The organism is Rhodococcus sp. YL-1 (assembly GCF_001942025.1).
Lineage (GTDB): Bacteria > Actinomycetota > Actinomycetes > Mycobacteriales > Mycobacteriaceae > Rhodococcus_F > Rhodococcus_F qingshengii.
The window spans coordinates 4067501-4092488 of record NZ_CP017299.1 but is presented as its reverse complement, the minus strand read 5'-3'; the positions used below and the strand labels follow the sequence as shown (position 1 = coordinate 4092488).

General features: G+C 63.5%; 24 protein-coding genes (1 of these 24 only partly in view). 23 read left to right on the top strand and 1 reads right to left on the bottom strand.

The window, feature by feature from the left end:
* Window positions 1–110 precede the first annotated feature (110 nt).
* The 22 genes from argS (at window position 111) to BH682_RS18850 (ending at window position 23458) form a co-directional block, all read left to right on the top strand.
* Window positions 111–1763, top strand: a complete 1653-nt coding sequence (gene argS / locus BH682_RS18955) for an arginine--tRNA ligase (protein WP_003941360.1) — start codon at window positions 111–113, stop codon at window positions 1761–1763.
* Window positions 1760–3181 carry a diaminopimelate decarboxylase gene (gene lysA, locus BH682_RS18950; protein WP_075833718.1) on the top strand — a complete coding sequence of 474 codons (1422 nt, stop codon included), beginning with the start codon at window positions 1760–1762 and terminating at the stop codon, window positions 3179–3181. Before argS ends, lysA begins: the two co-directional genes overlap by 4 nt.
* A complete protein-coding gene (locus BH682_RS18945) occupies window positions 3178–4491 on the top strand; it encodes a homoserine dehydrogenase (RefSeq protein ID WP_007726192.1) in 1314 nt (437 codons plus the stop codon). Before lysA ends, BH682_RS18945 begins: the two co-directional genes overlap by 4 nt.
* Window positions 4488–5570 carry a threonine synthase gene (thrC, locus tag BH682_RS18940; protein WP_003941280.1) on the top strand — a complete coding sequence of 361 codons (1083 nt, stop codon included), beginning with the start codon at window positions 4488–4490 and terminating at the stop codon, window positions 5568–5570. The genes BH682_RS18945 and thrC overlap by 4 nt, the downstream gene beginning before the upstream one ends.
* Window positions 5571–5614: 44 nt before the next feature.
* Complete coding sequence (gene thrB, locus BH682_RS18935; RefSeq protein WP_007726194.1) at window positions 5615–6559, top strand: homoserine kinase; 945 nt, start codon at window positions 5615–5617, stop codon at window positions 6557–6559.
* A 503-nt stretch (window positions 6560–7062) separates the two neighbouring features.
* Window positions 7063–9216 carry a transcription termination factor Rho gene (rho, locus tag BH682_RS18930; protein ID WP_075833716.1) on the top strand — a complete coding sequence of 718 codons (2154 nt, stop codon included), beginning with the start codon at window positions 7063–7065 and terminating at the stop codon, window positions 9214–9216.
* A 226-nt stretch (window positions 9217–9442) separates the two neighbouring features.
* Window positions 9443–9679 (top strand): 50S ribosomal protein L31, encoded by a 237-nt coding sequence (gene rpmE, locus BH682_RS18925; protein ID WP_003941310.1) that lies wholly within the window; start codon window positions 9443–9445, stop codon window positions 9677–9679.
* A 146-nt stretch (window positions 9680–9825) separates the two neighbouring features.
* The gene (gene prfA, locus BH682_RS18920; RefSeq protein WP_003941341.1) at window positions 9826–10905 is read left to right on the top strand and encodes a peptide chain release factor 1; all 1080 of its coding nucleotides are present in this window, start codon (window positions 9826–9828) and stop codon (window positions 10903–10905) included.
* A gap of 77 nt (window positions 10906–10982) precedes the next feature.
* Window positions 10983–11915: a peptide chain release factor N(5)-glutamine methyltransferase gene (prmC, locus tag BH682_RS18915; RefSeq protein WP_030537333.1), complete on the top strand. Its 933-nt coding sequence runs from the start codon at window positions 10983–10985 to the stop codon at window positions 11913–11915.
* Window positions 11912–12574 (top strand): L-threonylcarbamoyladenylate synthase, encoded by a 663-nt coding sequence (locus BH682_RS18910; RefSeq protein WP_003941345.1) that lies wholly within the window; start codon window positions 11912–11914, stop codon window positions 12572–12574. Before prmC ends, BH682_RS18910 begins: the two co-directional genes overlap by 4 nt.
* Before the next feature lie 2 nt (window positions 12575–12576).
* Window positions 12577–13902, top strand: coding sequence for a serine hydroxymethyltransferase (gene glyA / locus BH682_RS18905; RefSeq protein WP_075833714.1), 1326 nt, complete (start codon window positions 12577–12579; stop codon window positions 13900–13902).
* Window positions 13899–15086: a glycosyltransferase family 4 protein gene (locus BH682_RS18900; protein WP_083954689.1), complete on the top strand. Its 1188-nt coding sequence runs from the start codon at window positions 13899–13901 to the stop codon at window positions 15084–15086. Before glyA ends, BH682_RS18900 begins: the two co-directional genes overlap by 4 nt.
* Before the next feature lie 32 nt (window positions 15087–15118).
* Window positions 15119–15589: a hypothetical protein gene (locus BH682_RS18895; RefSeq protein ID WP_075833713.1), complete on the top strand. Its 471-nt coding sequence runs from the start codon at window positions 15119–15121 to the stop codon at window positions 15587–15589.
* A 280-nt stretch (window positions 15590–15869) separates the two neighbouring features.
* Complete coding sequence (gene atpB, locus BH682_RS18890) at window positions 15870–16697, top strand: F0F1 ATP synthase subunit A (RefSeq protein ID WP_030537337.1); 828 nt, start codon at window positions 15870–15872, stop codon at window positions 16695–16697.
* A gap of 83 nt (window positions 16698–16780) precedes the next feature.
* Window positions 16781–17023: an ATP synthase F0 subunit C gene (locus BH682_RS18885; RefSeq protein WP_003941327.1), complete on the top strand. Its 243-nt coding sequence runs from the start codon at window positions 16781–16783 to the stop codon at window positions 17021–17023.
* A 7-nt stretch (window positions 17024–17030) separates the two neighbouring features.
* Window positions 17031–17588, top strand: coding sequence for a F0F1 ATP synthase subunit B (locus tag BH682_RS18880; protein ID WP_019749173.1), 558 nt, complete (start codon window positions 17031–17033; stop codon window positions 17586–17588).
* Window positions 17589–17593: 5 nt separating this feature from the next.
* Window positions 17594–18418 (top strand): F0F1 ATP synthase subunit delta, encoded by an 825-nt coding sequence (locus tag BH682_RS18875; protein ID WP_003941304.1) that lies wholly within the window; start codon window positions 17594–17596, stop codon window positions 18416–18418.
* Window positions 18419–18480: 62 nt separating this feature from the next.
* A complete protein-coding gene (gene atpA, locus BH682_RS18870; RefSeq protein ID WP_007726218.1) occupies window positions 18481–20124 on the top strand; it encodes a F0F1 ATP synthase subunit alpha in 1644 nt (547 codons plus the stop codon).
* Between the two features lie 48 nt (window positions 20125–20172).
* The gene (locus BH682_RS18865; RefSeq protein ID WP_003941320.1) at window positions 20173–21156 is read left to right on the top strand and encodes a F0F1 ATP synthase subunit gamma; all 984 of its coding nucleotides are present in this window, start codon (window positions 20173–20175) and stop codon (window positions 21154–21156) included.
* 3 nt (window positions 21157–21159) lie between these two features.
* Window positions 21160–22611 carry a F0F1 ATP synthase subunit beta gene (gene atpD / locus BH682_RS18860; protein WP_003941349.1) on the top strand — a complete coding sequence of 484 codons (1452 nt, stop codon included), beginning with the start codon at window positions 21160–21162 and terminating at the stop codon, window positions 22609–22611.
* A 6-nt stretch (window positions 22612–22617) separates the two neighbouring features.
* A complete protein-coding gene (locus tag BH682_RS18855) occupies window positions 22618–22986 on the top strand; it encodes a F0F1 ATP synthase subunit epsilon (RefSeq protein WP_003941287.1) in 369 nt (122 codons plus the stop codon).
* Window positions 22987–23035: 49 nt separating this feature from the next.
* Window positions 23036–23458: a DUF2550 domain-containing protein gene (locus tag BH682_RS18850; RefSeq protein ID WP_029255703.1), complete on the top strand. Its 423-nt coding sequence runs from the start codon at window positions 23036–23038 to the stop codon at window positions 23456–23458.
* Window positions 23459–23468: 10 nt separating this feature from the next.
* Here BH682_RS18850 and BH682_RS18845 read toward each other — a convergent pair whose 3' ends face one another.
* Window positions 23469–24041 carry a cob(I)yrinic acid a,c-diamide adenosyltransferase gene (locus BH682_RS18845; protein ID WP_075833711.1) on the bottom strand — a complete coding sequence of 191 codons (573 nt, stop codon included), beginning with the start codon at window positions 24039–24041 and terminating at the stop codon, window positions 23469–23471.
* A gap of 54 nt (window positions 24042–24095) precedes the next feature.
* Here BH682_RS18845 and murA point away from each other — a divergent pair, with 54 nt between their 5' ends.
* Window positions 24096–24988, top strand: partial view of a UDP-N-acetylglucosamine 1-carboxyvinyltransferase gene (gene murA / locus BH682_RS18840; RefSeq protein WP_007726224.1) — the 5' portion only. It continues 367 nt past the right edge of the window; only the first 893 of its 1260 coding nucleotides appear in the window; its start codon is at window positions 24096–24098; the stop codon falls past the right edge of the window.

The window sequence follows — 24988 nt, the reverse complement described above, 5'->3', positions numbered from 1 at the left end:
AACTTTGAGAGTGGCGTGCGACACGCCACAGCGGCCCCGCGCACGTTCACGGAGAGCGAGGCGTGAGGCGAGTCTCCACTTCCGGTGTGCAGGCAATAGGATGAATACCTGTGACTCCAGCTGACCTTGCCGAACTGCTCCGCGGAACCGCAGCGAGCGTCCTTGCCGATCGTGGCCTCGACGTATCCGTGCTACCCGAAACCCTCACCGTCGAGCGACCACGCAACCCCGAGCACGGCGATTACGCCACCAACATTGCCATGCAGGTAGCCAAGAAGGTCGGCACGAATCCCCGCGAGCTGGCGGGCTGGATCGCCGAAGCCCTCACCGCTGCCGACGGAATCGAATCCGCCGAGATCGCCGGGCCCGGCTTCCTCAACATTCGGTTGGACAAGGACGCCCAGGGCGCGATCGTCGTGTCGGTTCTCGAAGCCGGTGCGTCGTACGGCTCGGGTGACTCCCTCGCCGGCAAGAAGATCAACCTCGAATTCGTCTCCGCCAACCCCACCGGACCGATTCACCTCGGTGGAACCCGTTGGGCCGCAGTCGGAGACGCGCTCGGACGCATTCTGTCCGCGCAGGGTGGTTTGGTAACACGTGAGTACTACTTCAACGATCACGGTGCCCAGATCGACCGCTTTTCGCGTTCGCTGATCGCTGCAGCGAAGGGTGAACCTGCTCCCGAAGACGGTTACGCCGGTGCATACATCGCCGACATCGCCGCCTCGGTTCTGAAGCAGCGTCCCGACGTCATGGATCTGCCTGCCGACGAGCAGCAGGAAACCTTCCGCGCCATCGGCGTCGAATTGATGTTCACGCACATCAAGCAGACCCTGCACGACTTCGGCGTCGACTTCGACGTCTACTTCCACGAGAACTCGCTCTTCGAATCCGGTGCGGTCGAGAAGGCCGTCGAATCCCTCAAGGGTTCGGGCAACCTCTTCCACGAAGACGGTGCGTGGTGGCTCAAGAGCACCGACTACGGCGACGACAAGGACCGCGTCGTCATCAAGAGCGATGGCAACGCCGCCTACATCGCCGGTGACATCGCCTACTTCCAGAACAAGCGCGCCCGTGGGTTCGACCTCTGTATCTACATGCTCGGCGCCGACCATCACGGTTACATCGGCCGTCTCAAGGCTGCCGCTGCCGCATTCGGCGACGATCCGGACACCGTCGAGGTGCTGATCGGCCAGATGGTCAACCTCGTCAAGGACGGCACTGCCGTCAAGATGAGCAAGCGTGCAGGCACCGTCATCACCCTCGACGACCTGGTCGAGGCAATCGGCGTCGACGCCTCGCGTTACGTCATGATCCGCTCGTCGGTCGACTCGAGCATCGACATCGACCTCGACCTGTGGACCAAGACCAGCAGCGAGAACCCCGTCTACTACGTGCAGTACGCGCACGCACGCCTCTCGGCGATCGCCCGCAACGCCGCAGACCTCGGTCTGTCCGCCGACGCGAGCAACCTCGCCCTGCTCACCGTCGAGCAGGAGGGTGACCTCATCCGCACGATCGGCGAGTACCCACGCGTCGTGTCGAGCGCGGCGAATCTGCGTGAGCCGCACCGTATTGCCCGCTACCTCGAAGAACTCGCGGGTGCGTACCACCGCTTCTACGGCGCGTGCCGCATCCTTCCGCAAGGCGACGAAGACGCCACCGACGTGCACCGCGCGCGTCTGGCTCTCTGCGCCGCCACCCGACAGGTCCTGGCCAACGGTCTCGAACTGCTCGGCGTCACCGCACCGGAGCAAATGTGAACGCGCACCCCGCCGGCCCCAAGCACGCCGAGCAGTTGCAGGCCCCCGGCTTGCCCGACCGTCCGACCAGCCCCGAAGCCTTCGGCGAACTCTCACCGCAGGTGTGGCCGCGCAACGCTTCTCGTGGCGACGACGGTGAAGTGACCCTCGCGGGTGTCAAGGTCGGTGAACTTGCCGAGAAGTACGGCACCCCGCTGTTCGTCATCGACGAGGACGACTTCCGCTCGCGCTGCCGTGACATGGCCCGCGCCTTCGGCCCGGATGCCAAGGTGCACTACGCATCCAAGGCATTCCTCTGTGGCGAGATCGCACGCTGGGTCGCCGACGAAGGCCTCTCGCTCGACGTCTGCTCCGGCGGCGAACTGGCGATCGCGTTGCACGCGGACTTCCCGGCCGAGCGAATTGCCATGCACGGCAACAACAAGTCAGTCGCCGAACTGGCCGCTGGTGTCGCCGCGGGCGTCGGACACGTCGTGCTCGACTCGTCGATCGAGATCGACCGACTCGATCGTGTCGCCGGTGAGGCCGGTGTCGTTCAGGACGTGTTGATCCGACTGACCGTCGGCGTCGAAGCGCATACCCACGAATTCATCTCCACCGCACACGAGGACCAGAAGTTCGGTTTCTCGCTGGCCGGGGGAGCGGCGATCGACGCAGTCCGTCGCGTCTTCGCTGCCGACAACTTGCGACTGGTCGGCCTGCACAGCCACATCGGTTCGCAGATCTTCGACGTCGACGGTTTCGAGGTGGCAGCGCACCGCGTGATCGGTTTGCTCCGCGACGTCGTCACCGAGTTCGGAGTCGAGAAGACCAAGCAGATTTCGATCATCGACCTCGGCGGCGGCATGGGGATCTCGTATATCCCCTCCGACGACCCGCCGCCCGTCGACGAACTGGCAGCGAAGCTCGGCCACATCGTGCGCAACGAGTCCGCACTGGCCGGATTGCCGGAGCCGACGCTTGCCGTCGAACCCGGCCGCGCCATCGCCGGACCTGGCACGGTGACGCTCTACGAGGTCGGCACCATCAAGGACGTCACGGTGGGTAGCTCGCTGACACGCCGCTACATCAGCGTCGACGGCGGGATGAGCGACAACATCCGCACGTCCCTCTACGGTGCGGAGTACGAAGCCAAGTTGGTTTCGCGAACTTCCGAGGCTGATCCCGTCGTTGCACGTATCGTCGGTAAGCACTGCGAGTCCGGTGACGTGGTCATTCGGGACACCTGGATGCCCGAGGACGTCGGGCCCGGTGATTTACTAGCGGTAGCAGCGACCGGTGCATACTGCTATTCGATGTCGAGCAGGTACAACCTGCTCACCCGCCCAGCCGTGGTGGCGGTGCGTGACGGAGTCTCACGCGTGATTCTGCGGAGGGAAACAGTGAAAGATCTGCTCAGCTTGGAGGTATCGCAGTGACGAGCGAATCGGCGCATCGCGCTATCGGTGTGGCCGTTCTCGGCCTCGGCAACGTCGGGAGCGAGGTCGTCCGGATCATTCGTGAGCAGGCCGAGGAACTCGAAGCTCGCGTCGGCGCCCCGTTGGAACTGCGGGGGGTTGCCGTCCGCCGTATCGGCTCGGACCGCGGAATTCCCGAGGAACTGCAGACGACGGACGCCGAGTCCCTGGTCGGTCGTGACGACGTCGACATCGTGGTCGAGGTGATCGGCGGAATCGAGCTCCCTCGCAAGCTGATTCTCTCTTCCCTCAACTCCGGTAAGTCGGTCGTGACCGCCAACAAGGCGCTGCTCGCGGACCACACCGGCGAATTGGCGGAGGCCGCAGAGGCGAACTCTGTCGACCTGTACTTCGAGGCCGCTGTTGCCGGTGCGATCCCCGTGATCCGCCCGCTCACACAGTCGTTGGCCGGAGACCGTGTCAACAAGGTCGCCGGAATCGTGAACGGCACCACCAACTTCATCCTCTCCGCGATGGACGAGACCGGCGCCGACTACGAAGAGACCTTGGCCGAAGCCGGACGACTCGGATACGCGGAAGCCGACCCGACCGCGGACGTCGAAGGCTACGACGCCGCGGCGAAGGCAGCGATCCTCGCGTCGATCGCATTCCACACCCGCGTCACTGCCGCGGACGTGTACCGCGAAGGAATCTCCACGATCACCTCCGCCGACCTGGCGTCGGCGAAGGCACTCGACTGCACGATCAAGTTGCTCTCGATCTGCGAGCGCATCGTCACGCCCAAGGGCAAGGAGCGGATTTCCGCTCGCGTGTACCCGGCGCTGGTTCCGCTCAGCCATCCGCTGGCCTCGGTCAACGGCGCGTTCAACGCCGTTGTCGTGGAAGCAGAGAACGCCGGCCGGCTCATGTTCTACGGCCAGGGCGCAGGCGGCGCCCCCACCGCTTCCGCGGTGATGGGTGACCTGGTGATGGCTGCGCGCAACAAGGTTCACGGCGGCCGCGGCCCCCGCGAGTCCAAGTACGCCAAGCTCAAGGTCGCCCCGATGGGCGACATCCTCACGCGCTACTACGTGAACATGGAGGTCGCGGACAAGGAAGGTGTGCTGTCCGCAGTCGCCGCCGAGTTCGCCAAGCACGGCGTGAGCATCTCCGTCGTCCGCCAGGAGGGCGCCGGCGCCGGCGCGCGTCTGGTGGTCGTCACTCATGTAGCAACCGACGCGGCTCTCTCCGAGACCGTGGCGGCTCTCAACGAACTCGAATTCGTCACCGCTGTGACCAGCGTGCTGCGACTGGAAGGCACTGAACAATGACCGGCATCGTCAACCCCGTCCACAAGGCATGGCCGGGTCTCATCGAGGCATACCGGGACCGTCTCGCGATCGGTGACAACTGGAAGACCGTCACCCTGCGCGAAGGCGGCACCCCGCTCCTGCCGGCCGGCCACCTCTCCGAGATCACCGGCTGCGACGTCTACCTCAAGGTCGAGGGTCTCAACCCCACCGGTTCCTTCAAGGACCGCGGCATGACGATGGCCGTCACCGACGCCTTGGCCCGTGGCCAGCGCGCAGTTCTGTGCGCGTCCACCGGCAACACCTCCGCCTCGGCCGCTGCGTATGCAGCCAAGGCCGGCATGACCTGCGCCGTGCTCATCCCGCAGGGCAAGATCGCCATGGGCAAGCTTGCGCAGGCAGTCATGCACGGCGCCAAGATCATTCAGGTCCAGGGCAACTTCGACGACTGCCTCGAGCTGGCACGCAAGACCACGGCCGAATTCCCCACCATCGGTCTCGTCAACTCGGTCAACCCGGTGCGCATCGAAGGCCAGAAGACCGCGGCATTCGAGATCATGGACGTCCTCGGCAAGGCTCCCGACGTGCACGCACTCCCGGTCGGAAACGCCGGTAACATCACCGCGTACTGGCGCGGATACTCCGAGTACTACGCGGACGGTCTGACCACGGTCAAGCCCCGCATGCTCGGCGTCCAGGCAGCCGGAGCGGCTCCGCTGGTCAACGGTGCACCCGTCAAGGATCCCGAAACCATCGCCACCGCAATCCGAATCGGTTCTCCCGCTTCCTGGAACGGCGCTGTCGCCGCGAAGGAAGAGTCGAACGGTGCATTCCGTGCCGCCACCGACGAGAAGATCCTCGAGGCTTACCGTCTGATCGCCGCCACCGAGGGCGTCTTCGTCGAACCGGCGTCGGCAGCCAGCGTCGCCGGCCTGCTCGCCGCACGTGCAGAGGGCTGGCTCGAGCCGGGCCTGACCGTCGTGTGCACGGTGACCGGTAACGGTCTCAAGGATCCTGACACGGCTTTGAAGGGTATGCCGAACGTCGAGCCGATCGGTGTCGATCCCGTTGCCGTCGCGGCTGCCCTCGAGCTTGCATAGTGTCCGTGGATTCATCGACCACTCCGCGGAATCCGGTGTCTGACATGACTATAACCCTGCCTATCGGCCTTTCGGTGACTGCTCGCGTCCCGGCCTCGAGTGCAAACTTGGGGCCGGGGTTCGACACCCTCGGTCTGGCGTTGGGGTTGTACGACGAAATCGTGGTCACCACAACGGATTCAGGCCTTCAGATTCGCGTCGAAGGTGAAGGCGCTGCCGACGTGCCCTGGGGTCCTTCGCATCTCGTGGTCCGCGCCATCGAGCGTGGTCTCGAGGCGGCCGGAGTGTGGGCCAGTGGCCTGGACGTGTTGTGCCGCAACGCGATTCCACATTCGCGCGGGTTGGGATCCTCGGCTTCCGCAGCTGTCGGTGGATTGGCAGCAGCCAACGGTCTGGCGCGCGCTCTCGATGCCGAGATCGGCTTGACGGAAGAGCAGTTGGTTCAACTCTCGTCCGAGTTCGAAGGTCACCCGGACAACGCGTCTGCCAGTGTTCTCGGTGGCGCAGTCGTCTCGTGGAGTTGCCCACCGGCCGTCGAAGGCGACGAGCCGATCTACTCCGCGGCCAAACTCGACGTCCATCCCGACATCCGTGCTGTGGCACTGGTTCCCGAGGAGCGGTCGTCCACCGCACACACTCGCGGGCTCCTGCCCGAATTGGTTCCGCACCAGGATGCCTCGTTCAACGCGAGCCGCAGCGCGCTCGCCGTCGTTGCGCTCACTGCTCGGCCCGATCTGTTGATGGCGGCCACCGAGGATCGCCTGCATCAGGCACAGCGCGCACCCGCGCTTCCGCTCACGACGCGATGGATCGGGATCCTGCGCGAGGCGGGTATTGCTGCGACCGTTTCCGGAGCCGGCCCCACCGTGTTGGCGCTCAGCACAGAACCTTTCCCCGTCGAACTCGCGGAAGCGGCGCGGGCAGACGGACTACGTGTCCTCGAATTGGACATCGCCGACGGCGTCGAAGTATCCACGACGACGGTCTGATCCCTGCCTTGGTCCAGGTGATCGCCCACTACCGATCGGTAGTGAACTGACACACCCAGTCGTCCAAATTCTTGCCGGACTCAGGTTTGGGCGCTATCCTGGGCTATGTCCGTACATCGTGCGCGTCAGTCGCCGGTGCATCACCAGGGGGCAAAACTCCTTCCCAATCGGGGTCCACAGTCCTTGGCATGATTCTCGCAGGCATGATCCTCACGCTTGTACCTTCTCCGAAGGTTTGAATCCTCCGCGGATCGAACACTCAGAGGTTCCATCACTCTGGGGTTCAACACACGGGGGAGTGAATCGTCGACGAAGGCGCGTTGGGCAGGTTTGCGAGCGCATGAAAAGTTTGAGGCGAGAGTTTCCGACAATCATGTGACGGCGGACAAGCCGGCAGTTCTGGACAGCAACCACGTACGGCACCACCGAGTTCGGTATTCAATCGAACTGCGGGACGAACCCTCGACTTTGCGCAGTGCGAGTGAGGGAAGGAAAGGACCTCCGTGACCGATACGGACCTCATCGCCACTTCTGCACCCGCCGGGTCGGAATCAGGCGACAATTCTCAGGCGTCATCTTCAGCATCGAACGGTGCGGTGGCGACCTCCACGAAGCGTGCCGAAACGCGCCGTGGTGCCGGACTCTCCGGCATGGTGCTCACCGAACTCCGCACTCTTGCGGGTGAACTGGGCATCAAAGGCACTTCCGGCATGCGCAAGGGTGACCTGATCGCAGCCATCAAGGAGCGCCAGGGCGGCAGCGCGAAGGCTGCACCCGCACAGAGTGAACTCACTCTCGACGACGCACCCGTTGCGCGCACTCGTGCCAAGAGCACTCGCGCCGCACGCACCGAAACCCCCGCAGCCGAAACAGCTCCGGCAGCCGAGTCGGCTCCTGCCGAGGCCGCGCCTGCGCGTACGGAATCCGCCGAGGATTCCGATCAGAGCGCACCCCGTCGCGGACGTCAGCGTCGTGGCGCCGCTCGTCGTGCAGGTTCACCCGACCAGGGTGAATTGAGCATCGAGCAGGAAGCTCCTTCGGCGAAGTCCGAGGCGGACACCGCGAAGGCCGCCGATTCTTCGAAGGTCGCCGAGACCGCCAAGGCCGAGGCTCCGGCCGAGCGTCCTGCGCGCACCGAGGGCAAGTCCGACGCTGATCAGGCTCCCGCCGAGCAGGGCAACGAGCGTCCCCGCCGCGAGCGAAACCGGGACAACCAGGGCCAGCGGGACAACCAGGGCCAGCGCGAGAACCAGGGCAACCGGGGTAACCAGGATCGCCAGGATCGCCAGGACCGCCAGGACCGCGGCAATCAGAACAACGCCGGCCAGAACAACGCCGGCCAGAACAACGCCGGTCCTCGCACGGACAACCGCAACAACGGGCCGGACGACGACGAAGAGGGTGGACGCGGACGCCGCGGACGCCGTTTCCGCGAGCGCCGTGGCCGTGGTCGCGATCGCGGTGAGGGTGGCGCACCCAACGATTCACGCGAGACCGAGATTCGTGAGGACGACGTCCTGCAGCCGGTCGCCGGCATCCTCGACGTCCTCGACAATTACGCCTTCGTGCGTACGTCCGGGTACCTCGCCGGTCCCAACGACGTCTACGTCTCCATGAACCTGATCCGCAAGAACGGCCTTCGCCGTGGCGACGCCATCACCGGTGCCGTCCGCGTCTCGCGTGACGGTGAGCAGGGCAGCCAGCGTCAGAAGTTCAACCCGCTGGTCCGTATCGACACGGTCAACGGCGGCGACGTCGAGGCCGCGAAGAAGCGCCCCGAGTTCAACAAGCTCACGCCGCTGTACCCGAACCAGCGTCTTCGCCTCGAGACCGAGCAGCACATTCTCACCACGCGTGTCATCGACCTGGTGATGCCCATCGGTAAGGGCCAGCGCGCCCTCATCGTGAGCCCGCCCAAGGCCGGTAAGACCAGCGTGTTGCAGGCGATCGCGAATGCCGTCGCCACCAACAATCCTGAGTGCTACCTGATGGTCATCCTCGTGGACGAGCGTCCCGAGGAAGTGACCGACATGCAGCGCAGCGTGAAGGGTGAGGTCATTTCCTCCACCTTCGACCGCCCGCCGGGAGATCACACCGCAGTTGCCGAGCTGGCAATCGAGCGTGCGAAGCGCCTGGTCGAGATGGGTAAGGACGTCGTCGTACTGCTCGACTCCATCACGCGTCTGGGTCGTGCGTACAACAACTCCTCGCCGGCGTCGGGACGCATCCTGTCCGGTGGTGTCGACTCGACGGCGCTCTACCCGCCGAAGCGTTTCCTCGGTGCTGCCCGCAACATCGAGAACGGTGGATCGCTCACCATCATCGCTACCGCAATGGTCGAGACCGGATCCACCGGCGACACCGTGATCTTCGAAGAGTTCAAGGGCACCGGCAACGCCGAGCTCAAGCTCGATCGCAAGATCGCCGAACGCCGCGTGTTCCCGGCCGTGGACGTCAACCCGTCCAGCACGCGTAAGGACGAGTTGCTCCTGAGCCCGGACGAAGCTGCGGTGCTGCACAAGCTCCGCCGCGTCCTGTCCGGTCTGGACTCGCATCAGGCCATCGATCTGCTGATCGATCGACTGAAGAAGAGCAAGAACAACCTCGAGTTCCTGATGCAGGTCTCCAAGACCGCACCGGGTGCGATCGACGACTGATCGACTCGACGTCAAAAGGCCCACAACCAGCTGGTTGTGGGCCTTTTGCGTGGGCGGAACAAAACCGAGCGACAGTGCGTTGAAAACTTCGTACAGCCACCCCGAGGCGTGCGAGACGCGGATTATCCGGTGAGGTACCGCATCTGGCATACTGAACGGCCGAGTCCGGTTCCGGTTCACGATGTCGATTGGCGACGTCGACCCGGCGACCATTGAAAGGGACACCATGAAGGCAGGAATCCACCCAACCTACGTAGCGACCACCGTCGTCTGCGGTTGCGGTAACACGTTCGAGACCCACAGCACCAAGGAGTCCGGACGCATCAACGTCGAGGTTTGCTCGCAGTGCCACCCGTTCTACACGGGCAAGCAGAAGATTCTCGACACCGGTGGACGCGTCGCTCGCTTCGAGGCTCGCTACGGCAAGCGCGCAGACAGCAAGGTCCCGGCCACCGAGTCCTAGCTGTTCCGCCGACGCCCGATCTGCCATGCGCAGATCGGGCGTCGGCTTTTTTGTGCCTGCACTCGGTTTGCGCGTTTCCCGGGTCCCGGCGTCGAAATACCTTCAAGCGCGCACCGTAGGAATCGAAACTCAGAGCGGAGCGAACCATGGCAGGCGCAACCCAGCCCTCGGCCATCGACGACATCTTGGCGGAGCACGCCGGTCTCGAAGCACAGATGTCCGATCCGGCGCTGCACAACGACCCTGCCGCTGCCAGGCGCGTCGGTAAGCGGTTCTCCGAGCTCTCGCCGATCATGTCGACGTACAACAAGCTCACCGCTGCGCAGGACGATCTGGAAGCCGCGCGCGAACTAGCCGCCGACGATTCCAGCTTCGCCGCCGAGATCCCCGATCTCGAAGCCGAGGTCGCGCAGCTCGAGCAGACGCTTACCGATCAGTTGGCGCCGCGTGATCCGCATGACGGCGACGACATCGTCCTCGAAGTGAAGTCCGGTGAGGGCGGCGAAGAATCCGCCCTCTTCGCCTCGGACCTGGCCCGCATGTACGTCCGCTACGCGGAACGGCATGGCTGGCGCGTCGAGATTCTCGACGCGACGGTCTCCGATCTCGGCGGATACAAGGAAGCCACGCTGTCGATCAAGAGCAAGTCGGACACCCCGGACGGAGTGTGGGCGCGGCTGAAGTTCGAGGGCGGCGTTCACCGCGTCCAACGAGTGCCTGTCACCGAATCCCAGGGACGCGTTCACACTTCGGCTGCCGGCGTTCTGGTCTACCCGGAGCCCGAAGAGGTCGAGCAGGTCCAGATCGACGAAAGTGACCTGCGTATCGACGTCTACCGTTCGTCCGGCAAGGGCGGTCAGGGCGTCAACACGACCGACTCTGCTGTCCGAATCACGCACCTTCCGACCGGCATCGTCGTCACCTGCCAGAACGAGCGTTCGCAGCTCCAGAACAAGGCGCGCGCCATGCAGGTCCTTGCAGCCCGTTTGCAGGTAGTCGCCGAGGAAGCCGCGGACGCTGAAGCGTCGGCAGGTCGCCAGAGTCAGGTTCGGACGGTGGACCGTTCGGAGCGCATCCGCACCTACAACTTCCCCGAGAACCGCATCACCGATCACCGCATCGGATTCAAGTCGCACAACCTCGACGCGGTGCTCGACGGTGAGCTCGACGCACTTCTCGATGCATTGGGCAAGGCGGACCGAGAGGCGCGTCTCGCGGCCGAGTAGATGCAGACCATGACTGACCTCCATCCCGCCGGGAACTCGGTGAACCGCGTGTCGGTCGAGCGTGGCAGGCTGTACCCGTGAGTCGACTTCCACTTCGTTTGGCGCTGATCGAAGCTGCAAAACAGCTCGACGCCGCAGGTGTGCCCAGCCCACGCACCGACGCCGAGTTGTTGGCATCCCACCTGCTCGGGGTCGAACGCACGCGTCTCGGGCTGATTCCGTTGGTCGATCCCGAGGTCATCGCGGCGTTCGACGAGTTGGTTGCGCAACGGGTGAAGCGGATTCCGTTGCAGCACATCATCGGAGTCGCGTCGATGGGCAACATCGACGTCGCTGTCGGGCCGGGTGTCTTCATTCCGCGGCCGGAAACCGAACTGCTCATGGGTTGGGCACTCTCGTTCCTCGAAGGTTGCGGAAGCAAGCCGCCGGTAGTTCTGGACCTGTGTACGGGATCGGGTGTACTCGCGCTGTCCATCGCCGAGGCCCGTCCGGACGCCGTCGTTCACGCCGTGGAGAAGGAGCCCGCCGCCCTGGCGTGGGCGCGTCGTAATGCTGCCGACCGCGAGGCCGCCGGTGATACACCGATCCATCTGCATCAGGGTGATGTCACCGATCGGAACCTGTTGCCAGGGCTCGAGGGCGGCGTCGATCTGGTCGTGTCCAATCCGCCGTACATCCCCGAAGGCGCGCAATTGCAGCCTGAGGTCATGGATTACGACCCACACACCGCACTGTTCGGCGGTACCGACGGTCTGTCCGTCATCAAACCCATGATCAGCAACATCGCACGGTGGCTTCGAATCGGCGGCGCGGCAGGCATCGAGCACGACGACACCAACGGGGACGGCGTCGCTGCGCTGTTCTCGGCACGCCGGGTATTCGGCGAGGTCGCGCAGCATCCAGATCTTGCCGGTCGTCCGCGATTCGTCGTCGCCAGACGTGTCGCCACCGACGTCGAAGCACAGCGGAATCGAACGCCCGAAGCGCAGAGTGAAAGGATGGCTGAGTGAGCACCGTGTACGACTGCAGTCAGACAGATTCCCGAACCGCAGGCTTGGCCGCCGCGAAGAACGCGCTCAAGGCCGGCCGACTCGTAGTTCTCCCTACCGACACCCTTTACGGACTCGCCGCCGACGCGTTCGACAGCGAAGCTGTCACGAGTCTTTTGCGCGCCAAGGGACGCGGGCGAGACATGCCCGTCCCGGTTCTGGTCGGATCGTGGAACACCATCGACGGGCTCGTCTACAGCGTGCGCCCGCAGGCACGGGATCTGATCCGCGCATTCTGGCCCGGCGGACTGAGCCTGGTCGTCGAGCAGGCGCCTTCACTTGCCTGGGACCTCGGTGATACCCGCGGAACCGTCATGCTCCGCATGCCCTTGCATCCGGTTGCCCTCGAACTGTTGCGCGATGTCGGACCGCTTGCCGTCTCGAGCGCCAACATTTCGGGGCGTCCGCCGGCAACTACCGTCGAGGAAGCCCGAGATCAGCTCGGCGGATCTGCCAGCGTGTATCTCGACGGGGGCAAGGCCGAACACGCCGTTGCTTCCACGATCGTCGACCTGACCGGCAATTCACCGCGTATCTTGCGAGTGGGTGCCGTCTCGGCAGAATCCATCGCCGAGGTATTGGGCACCAGTCCGGAAAGTCTCGTAGAGGGAGTTTCGTAACGATGGTCGGCGCCGGCGGCGAGCGCGCGGGGGAATCCACGTATTGGGGACCGGATTTCGGTGAGCTTGCCACGGCAGACCCCGAGATCGCGGCTGTTGCGCTGGCGGAACTCGAGCGTCAGCGCGACGGACTTCAACTCATCGCGAGCGAGAACTTCACCAGCCCTGCCGTACTGGCTTCCTTGGGTTCGACCCTGAGCAACAAGTACGCCGAGGGCTATCCGGGTCGGCGTTACTACGGCGGGTGCGAGTACGTCGACGTAGCCGAGAATCTGGCGATCGATCGGGCAAAGGCGCTGTTCGGCGCCGAGCACGTCAACGTCCAACCGCATTCGGGGGCCACTGCGAATCTCGCGGTGTACGCCGCATTCGCCAAGCCCGGCGACACCGTATTGGCGATGAGTCTGCCGCACGGTGGGCATCTGACTCACGGGTCTCGCGTCAGCTTTTCTGGGCAGTGGTTCACCACCGTTCCCTATCACGTCGATTCGGCCACCGAATTGATCGACTACGACGAGGTTCGCACCCTGGCTCTGGCGCACAAGCCGAAAATCATCGTCGCCGGCGCGACCGCGTACTCCCGCACCATCGACTTCGCAGCCTTCCGCTCGATCGCAGACGAGGTCGGTGCGATCCTGTGGGTCGACGCCGCCCACTTCATCGGACTCGTGGCAGGCCGGGCGATACCTTCGTGCGTTCCGTACGCCGACGTCGTCTCCGCGACGACGCACAAAGTCCTCAGAGGCCCGCGCGGCGGAATGATCCTGTGCCGCAGCGAGCATGCCTCGGCCGTAGATCGCGCGGTGTTCCCCTTCATTCAAGGCGGCCCGATGATGCATGCGATCGCCGGGAAAGCGGTTGCGTTCAAGGAGGCGTCGACGCCGGAATATCGTTGGTATGCACAGGAAGTGGTTGCCAACGCATCGGCGCTCGCGCAGTCGTTGGAAGCTCGCGGCCTGCGCACCGTGTCCGGTGGAACCGACACACATCTGGCGCTTCTCGACCTGCGCGCAAGCGGTGTCCCCGGAGTCGACGCCGAGCGTAGGTGCGGACTGGCTTCGATCACGCTCAACAAGAACGCGATTCCGTTCGATCCGCAGTCGCCCGCCGTCACGTCCGGAATCCGCGTCGGATCCGCGGCCGTCACGACCCAGGGTTTCAACCGCTCCGACATGAGCGCCGTGGGGGAGTTGATCGCGCGCGCAGTTGTCGCGGACCCCGCCACCACGTCAGGGGAGGCCGAGTTGGCAGCAGTTGCCGACGGCGTTCGCGAACTGGTCCGGGCAAAGCCTGCCTATGCCCGCCAGACGGGTGATCTCGAGCAGTGATCACTTCCTACGAGGCGACCACGTATCTGGCACAGGGCGGCGGGGGAGCGGGTGTTCCCATCCGTGAACTTTTGCTCGTGCTGTGTACGGCGGCAGTGGTGACCTACCTGGCGACTGGCGCTGTCCGGTTGTTGGCGCTGCGGTTCGGCGCTGTCGCGATTCCTCGTGATCGGGACGTTCACGTCGAGCCGATTCCGCGCCTCGGTGGCGTCGGAATGTATATCGGCATGGCTGTCGGTCTGCTGTTTGCGCAGCAATTACCCGCGCTCACAAGAGGTTTCGGCTTCGGCAGTCCTGACGTACACGCTGCGCTCGTAGCTGGCGCCGTCATCGTCCTCGTGGGTGTGATCGACGACAGGTGGGGCCTCGACGCCCTCACCAAATTTGTCGGTCAGGTGACTGCTGCCGGCGTTCTCGTGGTGATGGGCGTCAGCTGGTTCATCATCTACAACCCGTTCGGCGGTGACGGTGGGTCCACCATCATCCTCGATCAGATTCAATCCGGACTGTTCACCGTTGCTGTTGCCGTCGCGACCATCAACGCCATGAATTTTGTCGACGGTCTCGACGGATTGGCCGCCGGGTTGGGTCTGATTGCGGCGCTCGCCATCCTCATCTTCTCGATCGGTCTTCTCCACGATCAGGGCGGCGACGCGAGTGTCTACCCGCCGGCGATGATCGCGGCGGCTTTGGCAGGCGCTTGTCTCGGTTTTCTTCCACACAACTTCAATCCAGCGCGCATTTTCATGGGCGATTCCGGGTCGATGTTGATCGGTCTCATGCTGGCCGCGATCTCCACCAGTGCATCCGGTCGTATTCCGCTCGCTGCTTACGGAACCCGCGACCTCGTCGGCCTCCTCGCGCCGTTGTTGCTGGTCGGGGCTGTGATGTTCATCCCGATGCTGGACATGCTCCTGGCCGTGATCCGCCGGACGAAAGCGGGCGTCAGTCCGTTCAGTCCGGACAAGATGCACCTGCATCATCGCCTCTTGCAGATCGGACACACGCACCGACGAGTTGTGCTGGTCATTTACCTGTGGGTCAGCGTCCTGGCGTTCGGTGCCGTCGGATCCTCGCTGCTCAATCGTCAGCTGGTTGTTGTACTCGTCGCGGCCGGTTTGGTTCTTGCGTTGTTCTTCACTGCGGTGCCTTCCCTGATCGATCGCAAGCAGCAGCGTCGCTAGCCAAGTTTTCCGATCCATTACCCTTGGGCATCGTGACGAACACGCCGCAGCCTGTACCTGCCTCGCAACCCATCCCTGATTCGACCGCCGCCATGAAGTCGGCCGTGAAGTGGGGTGTGACGGGGCTGATCGCGCTGGCCGTGGTCGGCGCGCTCCTGGGCGGGCTCTTCGCCGGTAAGGAAGGCGTCTACGGCGCTCTGATCGGCGCAGCCGTCGGCGGCGGGTTCATCCTGTTCACGGCGTTGGGCGTGCTGCTCACAGCGAAGCTGCCTGCGCTCACGGCCGGTGCCGTTCTGCTCGGTACCTGGCTGCTGAAGATGATTCTCGCGATGGTGGTTCTCTTTGTCCTCTCGGACATGGATTTCTACAACAAGACCGCCCTCGTCCTGGTCATCATCATGTCGCTGGTCGTGGTGCTCGGTGCGGAGACTTACGGCGTCCTGGGAACCAAAACTCCGTACGTCGATCCCACTCCCAGCAGCAACGTCGACGACGACGAGTAGTACTACAAGAGGTAACTAATCGGACTTCCAGGTACCCCATCTACACAATGTCGTAGATGACTTGATAAGGTTCGGTTCAAGCGAGAGCAATGGTGGGCCGAGTAACACTCAGCCGACGATGCCATGTGCTCGCAGGTGGTCGAAATTCTGACCACTGAGTCGACGAGAGTCGCCGACACCGACAGACGCCAGGCCCCTCTAGGGTTCTCCAGCTGCTGACGAATGCGCGAGTCGAACTTGTCGACTTGTAGATCGTCAATGTCCGATCGAACCGCAGTCAATGATGGCTGCGGACCGACTACGGGAGAGAACGCTGAGCGTCACCACCCTGGCCGCGGATGAATTCCATGCGCCGTCACTAGACGATTTTTTCCCGCCCTCCGTGTTGATTCACGCGGGCCCCTTCGAGCTCGACCGTCTGATGCTGATTCGTCTGCTGATGTCGGTGCTGGTCGCAGCCTTCTTCGTGATCGCGATGCGCAGCCCTCGATTGGTTCCCCGTGGGATGCAGAACGCCGCTGAGCTTGCGCTCGACTTCGTTCGTATCAACATCGCCGAGGAGATCCTGGGCAAGGAACAGGGCAAGCGCTTCCTGCCGGTCATCACGACGATCTTCTTCATCGTGGTCGCCAGCAACCTGGCCAGCATCATTCCTTTCCTGAACATCTCGCCGAACGCACGAATCGGTATGCCCCTGGTACTCGCGGCGCTCGCCTACATCGTGTTCAACTACGTCGGAATCAAGAAGTACGGCTTCTTCAAGTACGTCAAGAGCAGCATCGTCGTTCCCGGCGTTCCGCTGCCCCTGCACTTCTTGTTGGTGCCCATCGAGTTCATCTCGACCTTCATCCTGCGCCCGTTCACGCTGATGGTTCGTCTCATGGCCAACATGTTGGCCGGCCACATCCTGCTGGTGCTGTTCTTCAGCGCGACGAACTACTTCTTCTTCGTGTCCGGCGGATTCCAGGCGATCTTCGGCGTTCCGTCGATCATCGCCGGTATCGCATTCACGTTCTTCGAGCTGCTGGTCATCTTCCTGCAGGCTTACGTGTTCGCGTTGCTGACCGCGGTGTACATCGAACTGGCGCTCCACGCCGACGAGCACTGACCTTTTACCTCCTCACCAGCTACACCAAGAACTGAGCCTCTTGCCGAATCCGGCAGAGGTCAACAGAAAGGGAATGGAACACCATGAGCATCGCTTACCTCGCTCAGGAAGTTGTCGAGACCAAGTCGCGCGGCTACGGAGCCATCGGCTACGGCCTCGCAGCAATCGGCCCCGGCATCGGCGTGGGCATCGTTGTGGGCAAGGCAATCGAAGGCATGGTCCGCCAGCCCGAGATGGCCGGCCAGGTTCGTACCACCATGTTCCTCGGTATTGCATTCACCGAGGCCCTCGCATTGATCGGCCTTGTCGCCGGTTTCATTTTCTAAGACAGACATGGGAGCCACCTTCGCAGTGCTCGCGGCAACAGAGGAGACACACAATCCTCTCTTGCCCGAGACATACGACATCGTGTGGTCCGCGGTTGCGCTCGTCGTAGTCGGTTTTGTCTTCTGGAAGCTCGTTCTTCCGAAGTTCCAGAAGGTCTTGGCCGAACGCACCGAGCAGATCGAGGGCGGCATCAAGAAGGCCGAAGACGCACAGGCGGAGGCAGCGGCCGCGCTCGAGCAGTACCGCGCGCAGCTCGCCGAAGCTCGTACCGAGGCAGCGCAGATCCGTGAGGAAGCGCGTACCCAGGGTCAGCAGATCATCGCTGACATGAAGGTTCAGGCGCAGGACGAGAGCGACCGCATCGTGGCCGCAGGCCACAGCCAGCTCGTCGCCCAGCGTCAGCAGATCGTCGCTGAGCTCCGCTCGGATCTCGGCAAGACCGCTGTAGACCTGGCCGAGAAGGTCATCGGGGAGTCTCTCGCCGACGACGTGAAGCGCGCCGGAACGGTTGATCGTTTCCTCAACGAGCTCGACACCGTCAGCGCTGATTCAGCCAGGAAGTGAGCAACATGTACGCAGCGAGCCGTGAAGCCTTGGCGCAGACTCGTTCTGCGCTGAGCAGTGCCCTGGGCGCCGTCTCTGCAGGAGCCGCAACTGCTGCTTCTGCTCAGGCTGGGTCCGAGCTCTTCTCGGTGGTCGAGGTACTCGACGGCCAGCGCGCTCTTCGCAGCGCGCTGGCTGACGCTTCGGCACCGGCCGCTGGTCGCCAGGCTTTGGCAGAGCAGTTGTTCTCCGGAAAGGTCGGCGCCGAGGCGCTCGCCACCGTGAAGGCAGCTGCAGGCCAGGACTGGTCTGCGGCCCGCGACTTGGTCAACTCGCTCGAACTGCTCGGACGCGAAGCTCTGCTCCGCGCCGCAGCCGATCAGAGCCAGTTGGACACCGTTGAGGACGAGCTCTTCCGTCTCGGTCGCATCGTGGCAGGGGATCCCAGCCTGGAGCAGACGCTCTCGGATCTGTCGGTTCCCGCAGCCCGCAAGCGTGAGTTCCTCTCCCGCTTGCTCTACGGCAAGGTCACCGCGGTCACCGAGGCACTCGCCGGACAGGCTGTCGGCCGGTTGAAGTCTGCACCCGCAGACACTTTCGATCAGCTGTCAAATCTTGCCGCAGCGCAGCGCGATACCACCGTTGCTCACGTTCGCAGCGCCTCGGCGTTGAGCTCGGAGCAGTCGGATCGCTTGGCGAGCACTCTTACCCGCACCTACGGGAAGCCGGTAGCAGTGCACGTCGAGGTCGATCCAGAACTCCTCAGCGGCTTGGTCGTCCGGGTGGGCGACGAGGTTATCGACGGCAGCGCAGCGGGTCGACTCGCAGCACTGCGGAAGAACCTCAAGTAGTCCTTCAGCCGAACACATACTCCAGATCTTTTCGAAGACCAGACACCGAGAGCAGGAAAAACATGGCGGAGCTGACGATCTCCTCCGACGAGATCCGTAGCGCGATCGACAACTACACCGCGAGCTACTCCCCGGAGGCCTCCCGTGAGGAGGTCGGCACAGTGACCGACACCAGTGACGGCATTGCGCACGTCTCTGGCCTGCCTTCGGCTATGTCCAACGAGCTGTTGGAGTTCCCCGGTGGAATCGTCGGCGTCGCGCTCAACCTGGATGCCACCGAAATCGGTGCCGTCATCCTTGGCGATTACCAGAACATTCAAGAAGGCCAGGAAGTAAAGCGCACGGGCGACGTTCTGTCGGTTCCCGTCGGCGATGCTTTCCTCGGCCGCGTCATCGACCCGCTGGGTGCGCCCATCGACGGCCTCGGCGAGATCGAGAGCACCGAGAACCGTGCACTCGAGCTCCAGGCCGCTTCGGTGCTCGAGCGCCAGCCGGTCGAAGAGCCGCTCCAGACCGGTATCAAGGCTATCGACGCCATGACCCCGATCGGCCGCGGCCAGCGCCAGCTCATCATCGGCGACCGCAAGACCGGCAAGACCGCGGTCTGCATCGACGCCATCCTGAACCAGAAGGCCAACTGGGATTCCGGCGATGTCAACAAGCAGGTGCGCTGCATCTACGTTGCCATCGGTCAGAAGGGTTCCACCATCGCGGGCGTCAAGGCTGCCCTCGAGGAGAAGGGCGCGATGGAGTACACCACCATCGTTGCTGCTCCGGCATCTGATTCCGCAGGCTTCAAGTGGCTCGCACCGTACACCGGCTCGGCCATCGGCCAGCACTGGATGTACCAGGGCAAGCACGTTCTGGTCGTGTTCGACGACCTGACCAAGCAGGCAGAGGCGTACCGCGCCATCTCGCTGCTGCTGCGTCGCCCGCCGGGACGCGAGGCTTATCCCGGTGACGTCTTCTACTTGCACTCCCGTCTGCTGGAGCGTTCGGCGAAGCTGTCTGACGCACTCGGCGGTGGCTCGCTGACGGCTCTGCCGATCATCGAGACCAAGGCGAACGACGTCTCGGCTTACATCCCGACCAACGTCATCTCCATCACCGACGGTCAGGTGTTCCTCGAGTCCGACCTGTTCAACAAGGGCGTTCGCCCCGCGATCAACGTCGGTATCTCGGTCTCCCGCGTCGGTGGCGCTGCACAGACCAAGGGCATGAAGAAGGTTTCCGGTTCGCTGCGTCTGGAACTGGCTCAGTTCCGTGAGCTCGAAGCGTTCTCCGCCTTCGCTTCCGACCTCGACGCTGCCTCCAAGGCTCAGCTCGAGCGCGGCGCCCGTCTGGTCGAGCTGCTCAAGCAGGATCAGTACAGTCCGATCCCCGTCGAGGACCAGATCGTCTCGATCTACCTGGCCGGCGAAGGCATCTTCGACAGCGTTCCGATCGGCGACGTCCGTCGCTTCGAGAAGGAACTGCTCGAAGACCTCAAGCACTCGGCTGCTGGCGTCTACTCCAGCATCAACGGCGGTAAGGCACTCGATGCCGACAACGCTGCTGAGCTGATCGCCGCGACGAACAAGTTCAAGGAAGGCTTCATCGCATCCGACGGAAGCCGGGTCGTGAACGAAGCCGAGGCTGACGCTTTGGGCGCCGACGAGGTCGCGAACGAGCAGATCAACGTCAAGCGCAAGACCGTCAGCAAGTGACGTACGCGCCCATGACACTGCGAATTCCGAAGGGAGAGTGATTGATCGATGGCGAGCATTCTCGAATTGCGGTCTCGTATCAAGTCGGTCAACTCGACCAAGAAGATCACCAAGGCACAGGAACTGATCGCGACTTCGCGTATCACCAAGGCTCAGATTCGCGTCGCCGCGTCCAAGCCGTATGCCGAGGAGATCACGAAGGTACTCACCGAATTGGCGAGTGCGTCTGCTTCGCTCGATCACCCGTTGCTCAACGAGCGTCCGGAGCCCAAGCGGGCAGCGGTCCTCGTTGTCACCAGTGACCGCGGCATGTGTGGTGGCTACAACTCCAACGTCCTCAAGCAGGCAGAAGAGCTCATGGCTCTCCTCCGCAGCGAGGGCAAGGAGCCGGTCGTGTACGTGCTCGGTTCCAAGGGGCTCGGCTACTACACGTTCCGCGGCCGCGACATCGGTGCTGCGTGGACGGGCTTCTCGCAGGATCCGGGTTACTCGGATGCAGCGAAGGCCAGCCGCCACCTGGTGGAGCTGTTCATGGCTGGTTCGGGTAACCAGGTTGCCGCTCCGAACGGTGAAGGCACGATCGAGGGCGTCGACGAACTCCATATCGTCTACACCCGCTTCGTGTCGATGCTGACGCAGACTCCCGAGGTTCGCCGTATGGCTCCTCTCGAGGTCTTCGTGTCGGAAGAGCGCATCGAACTCGGTGACGACATGCTGACCAACGGCCACGACGACGACCATGACAATGGCCCCGTCGCGGACTTCAGCTTCGAGCCCGAGCCCGAGAAGCTTCTCGGCGCTCTTCTCCCGAAGTACGTCAGCACTCGTATCTTCTCGTCGCTTCTCGATGCTGCGGCATCGGAGTCGGCAGCCCGTCGTACTGCCATGAAGGCCGCGACGGACAACGCAAACGAACTGGTGAACACGTTGAGCCGTCAGGCCAACCAGGCTCGCCAGGCCCAGATCACCCAGGAAATCAGCGAGATCGTCGGCGGCGCCAACGCGCTCGCCTCGAGCGCAGGAAGTGACTAGCACATGACCGCAGCAGTAACCGAAAACAACGGGGCAGGTTCGGCTTCGGCCGTAGCCGGCCGCGTCGTGCGGGTCATCGGTCCCGTCGTGGACGTTGAATTCCCGCGTGGCGCTGTTCCTGAACTGTTCAACGCCCTGAACGCCGAGATCACGCTTCCCTCGGTCGCCAAGACACTGACGCTCGAGGTTGCACAGCACCTCGGTGACAACCTGGTCCGCACCGTCTCCATGCAGCCCACCGACGGCCTCGTCCGCGGCACTGCAGTGACCGACTCGGGCAAGCCGATCTCGGTTCCCGTCGGTGACGTCGTCAAGGGCCACGTGTTCAACGCACTGGGCGATTGCCTCGACACCCCGGGCCTCGGCCGGGACGGCGAGCAGTGGGGAATCCACCGCAAGCCACCAGCCTTCGATCAGCTCGAAGGTAAGACCGAGATCCTCGAGACCGGCATCAAGGTCATCGACCTCCTCACCCCGTACGTCAAGGGTGGAAAGATCGGCCTGTTCGGTGGCGCCGGCGTCGGCAAGACCGTTCTGATCCAGGAAATGATCACGCGTATCGCTCGCGAGTTCTCGGGCACCTCGGTGTTCGCAGGCGTCGGTGAGCGTACCCGTGAGGGCACCGACCTCCACCTGGAAATGGAAGAGATGGGCGTCCTCCAGGACACCGCCCTTGTCTTCGGCCAGATGGACGAGCCGCCCGGAACGCGTATGCGCGTCGCCCTGTCCGCACTGACGATGGCGGAGTACTTCCGCGACGTCCAGGGCCAGGACGTTCTGCTGTTCATCGACAACATCTTCCGCTTCACGCAGGCAGGCTCCGAGGTTTCCACCCTCCTCGGCCGTATGCCTTCGGCAGTGGGCTACCAGCCCACGCTGGCGGACGAGATGGGTGAGCTCCAGGAGCGCATCACCTCGACTCGCGGTCGCTCGATCACCTCGCTGCAGGCTATTTACGTGCCCGCCGACGACTACACCGACCCCGCGCCGGCTACGACCTTCGCGCACCTCGATGCCACCACCGAGCTTTCGCGCCCGATTTCGCAGATGGGTATCTACCCCGCTGTGGATCCGCTGAGCTCGACCTCCCGCATCCTGGAGCCCGGCATCGTCGGTGCCGAGCACTTCCGCGTTGCCAACGAGGTCAAGCGCATTCTGCAGAAGTACAAGGAACTGCAGGACATCATCGCCATCCTCGGTATGGACGAGCTTCAGGAAGAGGACAAGGTCCTCGTCGGCCGCGCCCGTCGTATCCAGAAGTTCCTCGGCCAGAACTTCATCGTTGCCGAGAAGTTCACCGGTGAGCCCGGCTCCGTCGTGCCGCTCCGCGACACGATCGAAGCCTTCGACCGCGTCTGCAAGGGCGAGTTCGATCACCTGCCCGAGCAGGCATTCAACAGCTGCGGTGGACTCGACGACGTCGAGGCTGCAGCCAAGAAGATGGCCGGGAAGTAGTCCACGATGGCTGAGATGACCGTAGAACTCGTTGCCGTCGAGCAGCGCTTGTGGTCTGGTTCGGCGACGCTGGTCAGCGCTCAGACCACCGAGGGCGAAATCGGAATCATGCCTGGGCATGAGCCGGTCCTCGGCCAGCTGATCGAGGGCGGAACCGTGTCGATCACCTCGGTCGACGGCGAGCGTATCGTTGCTGCGGTACACGGAGGATTTCTCTCCGTCACTGCGACGACGGTGACGATCCTTGCCGAGTCCGCGGACATGGCACAGGACATCGACGTCGAGGCAGCCAAGGCTGTCTTGGCCGAGAACTCGGGCGATCTCGAAGCGATTGCGGTCGCCAAGGGTCAGCTCCGGGCCGTCGAGCGCGCGTAAGTTACTCGAGTAAAGCCGCGACGGGAGCCGACGAACAGTGACATTCGGAATGACTGTGTTGATCATTCTGGTTGTGCTGCTCGCGGTTCTCGTCGCGGCTTTTCTGTATCGTCTGCTGGTTCTGCGTCGCGGCGGTACCGCTGCACTGCTTCGTGTTCTGCCGTCCCCGGGGGACAGCGGGTGGCGTCACGGAATCATTCGCTACGGCGAAAGCACCTTTGTCTTTTTCAAACTGTCGAGTCTGCGGCCGGGCCCGGACTCCAGGATCGATCGTCAAGGTATCGAGGTCGAGAGCCGTCGTTCTCCCTCGGGTACCGAATTCGACATCATGAGCGACGACATCGTCGTGGTCAAGGTCAATGACGGCTCGTCGGCCTACGAAATCGCTTTGGACAGTGGAGCATTGACAGCGTTCCTGTCCTGGGTGGAATCGCGGCCGGACGGGCGCGCCCGTAGGCGACGCACCGCCTGACCGGTCCCGCTCAAGCCCCGGCGCCGGGCTTCCAGAGCACATCGCCTTCAGGATTTGCCACTCTTCCCATGATGAAGAGCAGATCCGACAATCTGTTGAGGTATTTCGCGGGGAGCACGCTCGTGTCCTCCGGGTTCGTATCGATGGCGGACCAAGCCGCACGCTCCGCACGCCGCGAGACGGTTCTTGCTACGTGAAGCAGGGCTCCCAAGGCGGTACCGCCCGGCAGAATGAACGAATTCAACGGTGCCAGTTGCTCATTGAGTTCATCGCACCATCCTTCGAGTCGATCGATGTAGGACTGAGTCACTCGTAGCGGCGGGTACTTCGGGTTCTCGACCACGGGGGTGGACAAGTCGGCCCCTGCGTCGAAAAGGTCGTTCTGGATCTGGCGCAGCATTGCGAGGAGATTCTCCGGGGGAGTGCCGAGGGCAACGGCCACACCGATCGCTGCATTGGTCTCGTCGCAATCCGCGTAGGCGATCAGACGCGAATCGTTCTTGGACACGCGGGAAAAATCGCTGAGGCCCGTGGTCCCGTCGTCGCCGGTCCGGGTGTAGATCTTTGTCAGGTGAACAGACATAGGGCTACGGTACCGGCGCGGTGCCGACGAGGTTGTGGCTCTAGGCTGTGAACCGTGAGTGAGCACTTTCTTGTGACCGGGGGTAACCGCCTCGAGGGTGAAGTACTGGTGGGAGGGGCCAAGAACAGTGTGCTGAAGCTGATGGCCGCGGCGCTGTTGGCCGAAGGCACCACTGTCGTGACCAACTGCCCGGACATTCTCGACGTACCGCTGATGGCGGACGTTCTGCGAGGTCTGGGCTGCGAAGTCGAACTCGAAGATTCCGAAGTGCGGATCACGACGCCGGCCGAGCCGAAGTATCACGCTGACTTCGATGCGGTGAAACAGTTCCGAGCGTCAGTGTGTGTTCTCGGTCCGCTGGTCGCGCGTTGTCGACGCGCTGTTGTTGCCTTGCCCGGCGGTGACGCCATCGGTTCGAGGCCCCTCGACATGCACCAATCCGGGCTCCGCCTGTTGGGTGCGCGCAGCGAGATCGAACATGGATGTGTAGTTGCCGAGGCAGACGACCTGCATGGAGCGAACATCCGCCTGGTCTTCCCGTCTGTGGGTGCAACCGAGAACATCTTGATGGCAGCGGTCCTCGCCCGTGGTGAGACAGTGATCGACAACGCTGCACGTGAGCCCGAGATCGTGGATCTGTGCAACATGCTCAACGAGATGGGCGCCAAGGTATCTGGCGGCGGAAGTTCGACGCTCACCATTCAAGGCGTCCGCAAGTTGGAACCGACTACGCACCGTGTCATCGGCGATCGGATCGTCGCTGCAACGTGGGGTGTCGCGGCATCCATGACCAGGGGTGACGTCCGCGTTCGTGGGGTGAACCACAAGCATCTCGGACTGGTCCTCGACAAGCTTCGGACGGCCGGCGCGGAGGTGACTCCCGAGGTTGACGGTTTCCGCGTCATTCAGCGTGAACGGCCTAAAGCGGTCAATTTCGCAACATTGCC

Coding starts and splice junctions, on each gene's coding strand:
- thrC (WP_003941280.1), top strand. CDS start 4,488: ATGACCGGCATCGTCAACCCCGTCCACAAGGCATGGCCGGGTCTCATC.
- thrB (WP_007726194.1), top strand. CDS start 5,615: ATGACTATAACCCTGCCTATCGGCCTTTCGGTGACTGCTCGCGTCCCG.
- rpmE (WP_003941310.1), top strand. CDS start 9,443: ATGAAGGCAGGAATCCACCCAACCTACGTAGCGACCACCGTCGTCTGC.
- prfA (WP_003941341.1), top strand. CDS start 9,826: ATGGCAGGCGCAACCCAGCCCTCGGCCATCGACGACATCTTGGCGGAG.
- glyA (WP_075833714.1), top strand. CDS start 12,577: ATGGTCGGCGCCGGCGGCGAGCGCGCGGGGGAATCCACGTATTGGGGA.
- atpB (WP_030537337.1), top strand. CDS start 15,870: ATGATGGCTGCGGACCGACTACGGGAGAGAACGCTGAGCGTCACCACC.
- BH682_RS18885 (WP_003941327.1), top strand. CDS start 16,781: ATGAGCATCGCTTACCTCGCTCAGGAAGTTGTCGAGACCAAGTCGCGC.
- BH682_RS18880 (WP_019749173.1), top strand. CDS start 17,031: ATGGGAGCCACCTTCGCAGTGCTCGCGGCAACAGAGGAGACACACAAT.
- BH682_RS18875 (WP_003941304.1), top strand. CDS start 17,594: ATGTACGCAGCGAGCCGTGAAGCCTTGGCGCAGACTCGTTCTGCGCTG.
- atpA (WP_007726218.1), top strand. CDS start 18,481: ATGGCGGAGCTGACGATCTCCTCCGACGAGATCCGTAGCGCGATCGAC.
- BH682_RS18865 (WP_003941320.1), top strand. CDS start 20,173: ATGGCGAGCATTCTCGAATTGCGGTCTCGTATCAAGTCGGTCAACTCG.
- atpD (WP_003941349.1), top strand. CDS start 21,160: ATGACCGCAGCAGTAACCGAAAACAACGGGGCAGGTTCGGCTTCGGCC.
- BH682_RS18855 (WP_003941287.1), top strand. CDS start 22,618: ATGGCTGAGATGACCGTAGAACTCGTTGCCGTCGAGCAGCGCTTGTGG.
- BH682_RS18850 (WP_029255703.1), top strand. CDS start 23,036: ATGACTGTGTTGATCATTCTGGTTGTGCTGCTCGCGGTTCTCGTCGCG.
- BH682_RS18845 (WP_075833711.1), bottom strand. CDS start 24,041: ATGTCTGTTCACCTGACAAAGATCTACACCCGGACCGGCGACGACGGG.